Genomic DNA, 7825 nt, shown 5'->3' on the forward strand with positions numbered 1-7825 from the left:
GTCCTCATAATTCTTCGGATCGAAGGTGGTTTCCTTCTGCTTGATCAGCGCCTCGGCGAGCTGCAGCATTTCGGGGTCGGGCTTGCCAGCCGGGATGTTGCCGAAATATTCAGCCGTGCCGCGTACTTCGTTCGGGTTCCTCAATGTACACACGAACATACCGTTCTCGCGCGCGCCGATCGTCACCACGCGCTCGCGGCTGGACAGCACCAGGCGGGCGATCGCCAGCTTGCCGGATTTGCGCATCGCTTCGCGCAGCACGGCAAAGGTCTCTTCCGCCATCGCACCGTCGGGCGCCATGTAGTAGGGCGCGTCCTGATAGATGACATCGACCTCGTCCTCGTCGACGAAGGCCTCGATGTTCATCGTGTGATTGGATTCGATGCGCACCGCATCGAGATCGGCATCATCGATGATGATGTACTGCTTGTCCTCGTATTCGTAGCCCTTGACCAGATCAGCACGCTCGACGAGCCCCAATTCGGGGTCGACCGGTTTCATGTTGATGCGGTTATGGGTCTTCTTGTGCAACTGGTTGAAGCTGATGCGCTCGCTGGCGCTGGTGGCGGGATATAGCCGCACCGGACAGCTCACGAGGCTGAGTTTGAGGTAACCTTTCCAACTTGCCCTGGGCGCCATGAAACACTCCTACGCGGCCATGCACTGACATTTGCTGCAGCGCTTTTCGTCCGAAGGACGATTGGCGCCGAGGAAATCCTACACCGACCCCACACGATACAGGCAAATCCCTGACGAAATCTTCCGGTACGTCTTTGAGGTCGTGGCGGAGAGAATAATTCAAATTGTCGGAAGCGTCGATGGACTTGGAATTGAGACGCTGGCGGGACTGCGCCCTCATCTCGCGACTACTTCCTCGTTCCCTCGAACACCGGCAAATCCCGCGCGAACTCGTCGATCTCCGCCCACGGATCGCCCGACGTCGCCAGCAGCCCCGGCAGGGAGGAATAGTTCAGATACTGCGGCGCATCGATGGATTCCAGATCGCTCCAGCTCACCGGCGTCGAGGCCGGCAGATTGGTGCGGGCGCGCAAGGAATAAGGGGCTGCGGAGGTGTGGCCGCGCGCATTGCGATGATAATCGATGAAGATGCGCTTCTTGCGGTTGTCCTTGCCCATGGTGGTGGTGAAGGTGTCCGGCGCCGTTGTCGCCAGATGCGTGGCGATGGCGCTGGTCGCCTGGTGCAGTTTCTTCCAGTTCTGCTTGCCCGTCACCGGCACGGTGATGTGGATGCCGCTGCCGCCGGAGGTCTTGGCGAACGGCACCAGCCCCAGGCGCTCCAATTCGCCCTTGATGTGCACGGCGGCCTCGACCACCTCGCGCCATGAAATCCCCTCGCCCGGATCGAGGTCGAGGACGATCTGGTCGGGTCTGTCGAGGCTGGTGCGGTGGGTGCCCCAGGTATGGAACTCGACGACGCCGAACTGCGCCAGCGCCAGATATCCTTTCGCGCCTTCGATCGAGAGATAGGATTTGGTCTCGCCCTCCGAATTTGTCGCCTCGAATGTCACCACCGAGGGCGGCATACCGGTGAAGGCGTGGCGCTGGAAGAAGCAATCCTTCGGCAGGCCGGTCGGGCAGCGCACCAGCGACACCGGCCGGCCGAGGATGTGCGGCAGCATGAAATCGCCGACCAGCGCATAATAGACGGCGATGTCGAGCTTGGTCGGGCCGGTCTTGCCGAACAGCCGGCGCGTCGGGTTGGTCACCCAGATGGTGGCAAGGTCGGCCTCGGCGATCAGCCGCTTGCGTTTGGACGAGACCGGCGTCGACAGGCCGACATCTCTCAAACCGCGGAAGACGCCGTGGCGCAGTGCGTTGTCCGATGTGCGGTTGGCGTAATGGATGCGCGCCGACAGCAGCGGGCGCACCCAGTTCATCTCGCGCATGATTTCGCGCGGGACGCCCTCGGGCGCGGTGGCGCCTTCCCGCAGCGGCTCCAGCCTGGCGAGCAGCTCACCGGCGGTGGCGGCATCGAAACCAGTGCCGACCTTGCCGCGATAATGCAATTCACCATCCTCAAACTCTGACATGCCGAGCGCCGCCAGCCCTTCGGCCGCATCGGAGATGGTGAAGCCTGCGACGACGAAGTCGTCCGACAGCAACGCCTTGGTCTTGGTCCAGCTTTTGCTTCGGCCGCTCTGATAGATGGCCGTGGCGCGCTTGGAGACGACACCCTCCAGCCCCAGTTCCGACGCCTGGTCGTAGAGCCCCTGCCCCGAGCCCTCGACATGGTCGGAGAACTGGATGGCGGAATTGGCACCGAGGCCCGACAGCATCTGCGCCAGCAGCGCCTTGCGCCGGACCAGCGGCGCCTTGGTCAGGTCCCAGCCGTCGAGATGGAGAAGATCGAAGGCGTAGAAATGGAGCTTGCTGCCGGCGCCCTGCGCCAGCGCATCCTGCAGCAGCGCGAAGCGGCTGATGCCCTTGGCATCGAGCACCACGATCTCGCCGTCGACGATGGCGTCGCGGCACGGCAGTTTGGCGAACGCATGCGGCAGGTCGCCATAGCGCTTCGTCCAGTCGATGCCGCCACGGGTGATCAGCTTGACCGCGCCCTCAGTAAGATGCGCCATGGTGCGGTAGCCGTCGAATTTGATTTCGTGCAGCCAGACTTCCCTTGTGTCCCCGCCATCCGGTGGTTTTGGCACCTGCGTCGCCAGTTGCGGCTCGATACGAGCAAGCATGGGGGCCTTGAACGCACCCGGCAGCGTGCCGGGCTTCAGCGATCCCTGTCTGGGCGCGGGTTTGGCGGCTGGCTTCGCCGGCGCCGCCAACTCCTCGATGCGCAATCCGGATTTGACGCTTTCCGGCCGGGCCGTGAGGATGTCAAGCGCGGTGTCGGCGGCGAGGTCGCGCTCCTTGAACAGCAGCCAGTTCTTCTTGTTTTCGTCTTCCCCGGGTTTCGGCTTCAGCCGGGTCAGCATCCAGCCGCCATTGAGCTTGTCGCCGGCCAGCCGGAACTTGAAGGCGCCGGTGCGCAAACTCTTTTCGACATCGTCCATCGGCGCCCAGCTGCCGGTATCCCAGACGATCATCGGCCCGCCGCCATATTCGCCCTCGGGAATGACACCCTCGAAGTCGATATATTCGAGCGGATGATCCTCGGTCTCGACCGCCAGCCTCTTGTCGGCCGGATTGAGCGAAGGCCCGCGCGGCACCGCCCAGCTTTTCAAGACATCGCCGACCTGCAGGCGCAGATCATAATGGTCTGCGGTGGCGTGGTGCTTGTGGACAACGAAGCGGTTGCCTTCGTCCGTGATGAGGCCGCCTGCCGGTTCCGGCGTTTTGGAAAATTCACGCCTCGCGCGGTAGGATTGGAGCTTTGGCGGGGTGGTCATGGCAAAGGTCGAAGCACCGAGGCCAGGAACAAGCCAGTCGCGCTCAATCGTCAACGGCCGGCGTCAACTCGAGCTCCGCCGGCGACAGTCCCTGCTGCAGCTGGCTCAGCCGGAATTCGTCGACCCAATAGGCCTCGCCGTCGACCAGAACCCGGGCCTGGTAGCTGCCTGCCGAAAAACGCTGCGCGGTGATGTAGACCTTGTGACGATCGAGCGCCTTGCGCACCGCGGCGCGCTTGGAATTCTGACCTGTGACGGGACTGAACATGACACTGCCCTCGGTCGCCCCAGACACACAACGCGGCCGCTGCCGGCAGCCTGACGACTGGGGTCAAGGATGGCGGAGACGCGCCGTCCTGTCAATTTCGCGGACAGCGCAGGATGCGGCCCGGTCAAATTTGCCAATCTTTTGAAGATGTTTGAGCCTCGGCCTGAATCAAGACGTGAAGCGCGCCGCCAAACAATCGCCCGTCGCTGCCGCCCTGCTACGCGGCCGGCATGCCCGAATGAGCAGATTTTTGAACTTCCGTGCCGATGAGATCGAGTGTCACCGCCGCAACATCGGCAACCTGGAGCCGCTGGACGCAATAGACCCCACCGGCGTTGTTTTCTTTACACACACCTGGAGCGATGCACGGGCAAGGCATGGGCGGCTGGAGCGTCCGGTTGGGAACACCGAACGGGCCCCATTGCTCTGGCGACGTCAGACCGTACAGCCCCACCGCTGGAGTTCCGACAGAGGCCGCGATGTGCATCGGGCCGCTCTCATTGCCAAGAAAGATCGACGCTTCGGCCAACAATGCCGTCAGGACCTCAAGCGAGGCTTTTCCGACGACACTTGCGACCGGCGATGCTGCCACTTCAAGGATCCTTTGCGCGGCAAGCCCTTCATCCGGCCCGCCAACAAGGAGGGATCGCAGCCCGGTTTTGGCGTATACTTCGTCGATGACCGCAGCAAAATGTTGCGGCGGCCAACAACGTCCTTCGAACCTCGCGCCGGCATGCACTGCCACGTACGACTTCTTCGCCAAAGCGTTTTCCGCAAGAAGCCTGGCACACTCTTCCTGGGCAGTACTGGTCGGCTGCAGCCGAGGTGTTGGATCCTCACAATCCAGCCCAAGGGCGCGGAGAGGAGACAGGTTCCTGTAGAGATAATGCGGTCCGCCATGTCCGAAGGTCGCGGCGAGAACGTTTGCAAGCTGGATTTCCCAGAACTTCATCGGATGCTCGGAAGGATCGAAGCCGACGCGAAGTGGAGCGCCGATCAAACGATGCATGATCCGCGAGGTTTTTGAATCGGTAAGGTCGATGCTAAGATCAAATCTTCGACGCCGCAGATCAGAGATGACGCCACGATAGTCGCTCAAACGCTTGCGCAGAGTCCTTCCTCTGCCACGGGATTCAAAGCCAACGGCAACATCGGCGATCCCTTGCGCGACGATGAACTCCTTGAGACCCGGCGCACAAAGCATGGTCACCGATGCTTGTGGATAAGAAAGACGTAGATTGCGAACCAAAGCAGATGTCAGAACGACATCTCCAATGTACTTCGTTTGAATAATGAGGATGGAACGAATCCCATCTCCTAAACTTGCATTCATCGAGATGATCTGCCGAAAACGCCAACTTAAAAAAATCCGCCCGTGACACTCATTTCTGAACGTCAAGCCGCGCTTTCAGATATAGAGCTAACCAACCCTGTCAACAAGCTTGCCTGCCGGTCTTGGTGCTCTGCATCGCAGGACCGGCAAGCGCTCCTCCTCAGTCCTTCAGTCGCCGCAAGCGGCGCGTCAGGCCCTGGACGGCCTTGAGCAGCCGGGGACGCGACCGCGTCATGCCTTCGACCCGGCTGCGCAGCAAAATGGCTGCGTTCGCAGCCCTGCCCCGCACCGTCACCGGTTCGCAGATCTCGGCCAGTACCGAGCTCGAGGCGCCGATATGTTGCTTGTAGCCCTGGCCGCCGACCGACAGGTCGAAATAGTCGAAGCCCCGCTCGCATCCCCACATCATCAGCTTGCCCATCGTCGTCAGGCCGGGTGAGACATTGGCGACCGCATTCTGGTCGATGCCGAGCAGGAGGGCGTGAAGTGTGCCTTTTCTGACCAGCACATAGATGGAGGCGAGCCAGGCTTCACCGACGCGTAGTCCGAAGAGCCGCACCGATCCATTGGACAGGCCTTGCAGCGCCGCGGCGCGGTAAAAATCGACGACCGGCGCCTGCGTCAGGAGGTCGAAACGCCCGAGCTCACGGAAACGCTTGAGCCGCAGTTCCAACAGAGCATCCAGGAGCTCCTCGGCCAGATCAGGCGTGTCGGCCTCGATCAGAGCGAGGCCACCAAGCTGTTCGAAGCCGCGACAATGCTTGCGGAAGGCCTTGGCGAAGGACGGCTTGCAGATCCGCTTGATGAGCGTCTCCGGATCGCCATGCAGGACGAGGCCGGAGCTGACCTGGATGGAGTCGCGCGCCACCGAAAGCAGTGCCAGCGGATTGGCCACGCCGTGGACCTGCTGCGGAATTCCCGCGATATGGATGCGATCCGCCGGTGGCAGCACGGCACGGACCGCCGCCCACATGGCGTCGGCACTCTGCCTGGTCCACTCTATCCCATCCGCCAGCAGCGGCACTGAGTAGTCGCACACGCGACAGCTCAGCCATTCGATCACGTGGTGGCCGAAGGCCCGGCGCCGCATCAGCGGCAACAGCATGGCCGGCGCGCCGGTCACTGCGTCACTCACCTCGACGAGGACCAGATCCGCGTCTTTGGGCTTCAGCCGTGCGGCGATTCCTTCGACCCAGGCATAATGCTGGTGGGCAGTGCAGACGCCGTGAGCTTCAAGGAGCAGCCATAGCAGCCTTACGGTGTCGAAGCTGGTGTGCAGCCGAGCCGTGAAGTGCGCGGTTGCATCAACGTTGGCGACAGTCGGGGAAACCGGCCCACCGGGCAAATCCTTTATCGGAGTCGTTCCCGCCGCGTAGCTTGCCACATGCTTCTCCCGTCATTCTGATCCCCCGCGCAGGCGCCGCAAACCCCGCATCAGTCCCTGGAGCCTCTTCAGCAGCCGAGGTTTGGAGCGCACGAACACCTCGGCCCGGTTGCGGATCTCGATGGCTGCGCTCACGGCGCTGCCTCGCACCGTGATCCCGTGGCAAAGCTCGCGCAGACCCGAACCCAAGGCACCCATATGCTCCTTATAACTCTGGTTGCCTACCGACAGGTCGAAATAATTGAAATCGCGCCCGCGCGCCCAGCTCATCAACTTGCCCATGATCAGAAGTCCAGGCGAGACATTAGGCACCGCGCCCTGATCGATTGAGATCAGCAGAGCATGAACGGTGACTTGATGGATCAGCAGGTATTGGACCGCGATAAGAGCTTCACCCACACGCAACCCGAAGAGCCGCACCGACCCATCCGACAGGCCCTCGAGAGCAGCGTTTCGATAGAAATCGACAACCGCCGCCTGCGTCAGCAGGTCGAAGCGGCCCAGTTCGCGAAAGCGGCTGAGCCGCATCCGGACCAGGCCGGCGAAGATGACCTCCACCAGGGCCGGCGTGTTGGCTTCGACCAGTTCCACGCCGCCAAGCCGTTCGAGGCGACGCCAGTCCTTGTTGAAAGCCTTGACGAAGGATGGCCGGCATAGGCGCTTGAGGACGGTCTCCGGATCGCCGTCGATGGCGAGGCCGAAGCTGGTATGCAGGGAATCGCGCGTGGCCGCCAGCAGGGCCAGCGGATTGGCGACACCGCTGATCGATTGCGGAATTCCCCTGATCTGGATACGGTCCGCCGGCGGCAGCACGGAGCGCACCGCGGCCCACGCGGCCTGCGCCGACTGCGTCGTCCACGGGCTCGCATCGGCCAGCAACGGTGCCGAATAGTCGCAAACGCCACAGCTCAGCCACTCGATCACTCGATGGCGGAAAGCCGGTCGCCGTATCAACGGCACCAGCATTCGCGGCACGCCCGTCACGGCGTCGTTTACCTCCACGATGAGCAGTTCCGCACCTTCAGGCATCAGCCGCGCTACGATCCCCTCGGCCCAGGCATAATTCTGGTGGGCGGTGCACACACCGTCCGCCTGAAGGCGCAACCAGAGCGGCCTCACCGCTTCCAGGCTGGTGTGGAGCCGCGCCGTGTATGCATCGTTGGAGACGACGACGGCCGGATGGGAGGACTGGCCATCGGGCGAGCCGGTCACCGCAGCAATTTGCACCGCCTGGACTGCCATATTTTTCCTATCGCTTTGCCGTGGCGAACGACAGCGTGCGCCGCCAGGCGCCCAACCGGCTGTCGCGCGCCTCGTCGGGATGCTCGATATTCCACATGCGGTGATGCGCGAAATACCATGATGCCACGAGCACGAACATCTCCGAGACGGCGGAACCCAACAGCGCCCACGGCGGAGACGCGATTGCCAGCAGGGCCGCGATCAGTGCCAGCCCGACGACCGCGCCGCCCGTCGTGGTG

General features: G+C 62.6%; 6 protein-coding genes and 1 pseudogene. All 7 read right to left on the reverse strand.

All coding sequences use genetic code 11. The annotated features are described in order from the left end of the window. Positions 1-639: Ku protein (locus EN964_RS17450; protein WP_127273691.1), on the reverse strand; the 639-nt coding region annotated here is incomplete at its 3' end. Between the two features lie 227 nt (positions 640-866). Further along, positions 867-3359, reverse strand: coding sequence for a DNA ligase D (gene ligD, locus EN964_RS17455; RefSeq protein ID WP_127276570.1), 2493 nt, complete (start codon positions 3357-3359; stop codon positions 867-869). A 43-nt stretch (positions 3360-3402) separates the two neighbouring features. Further along, positions 3403-3627 carry a hypothetical protein gene (locus EN964_RS17460; protein ID WP_127269110.1) on the reverse strand — a complete coding sequence of 75 codons (225 nt, stop codon included), beginning with the start codon at positions 3625-3627 and terminating at the stop codon, positions 3403-3405. 217 nt (positions 3628-3844) lie between these two features. After that, positions 3845-5026 carry a glycosyltransferase family 9 protein gene (locus tag EN964_RS17465; RefSeq protein WP_306245672.1) on the reverse strand — a complete coding sequence of 394 codons (1182 nt, stop codon included), beginning with the start codon at positions 5024-5026 and terminating at the stop codon, positions 3845-3847. Positions 5027-5120: 94 nt separating this feature from the next. Further along, positions 5121-6344 carry a GNAT family N-acetyltransferase gene (locus EN964_RS17470; RefSeq protein ID WP_127269109.1) on the reverse strand — a complete coding sequence of 408 codons (1224 nt, stop codon included), beginning with the start codon at positions 6342-6344 and terminating at the stop codon, positions 5121-5123. 12 nt (positions 6345-6356) lie between these two features. Further along, positions 6357-7586: a GNAT family N-acetyltransferase gene (locus EN964_RS17475; RefSeq protein ID WP_127269108.1), complete on the reverse strand. Its 1230-nt coding sequence runs from the start codon at positions 7584-7586 to the stop codon at positions 6357-6359. A 7-nt stretch (positions 7587-7593) separates the two neighbouring features. Next, positions 7594-7825: pseudogene (locus tag EN964_RS17480) on the reverse strand (hypothetical protein); the annotation flags it as partial.

Source organism: Mesorhizobium sp. M7A.F.Ca.CA.001.10.2.1, assembly GCF_003998575.1.
Classification (GTDB): Bacteria; Pseudomonadota; Alphaproteobacteria; order Rhizobiales; family Rhizobiaceae; genus Mesorhizobium.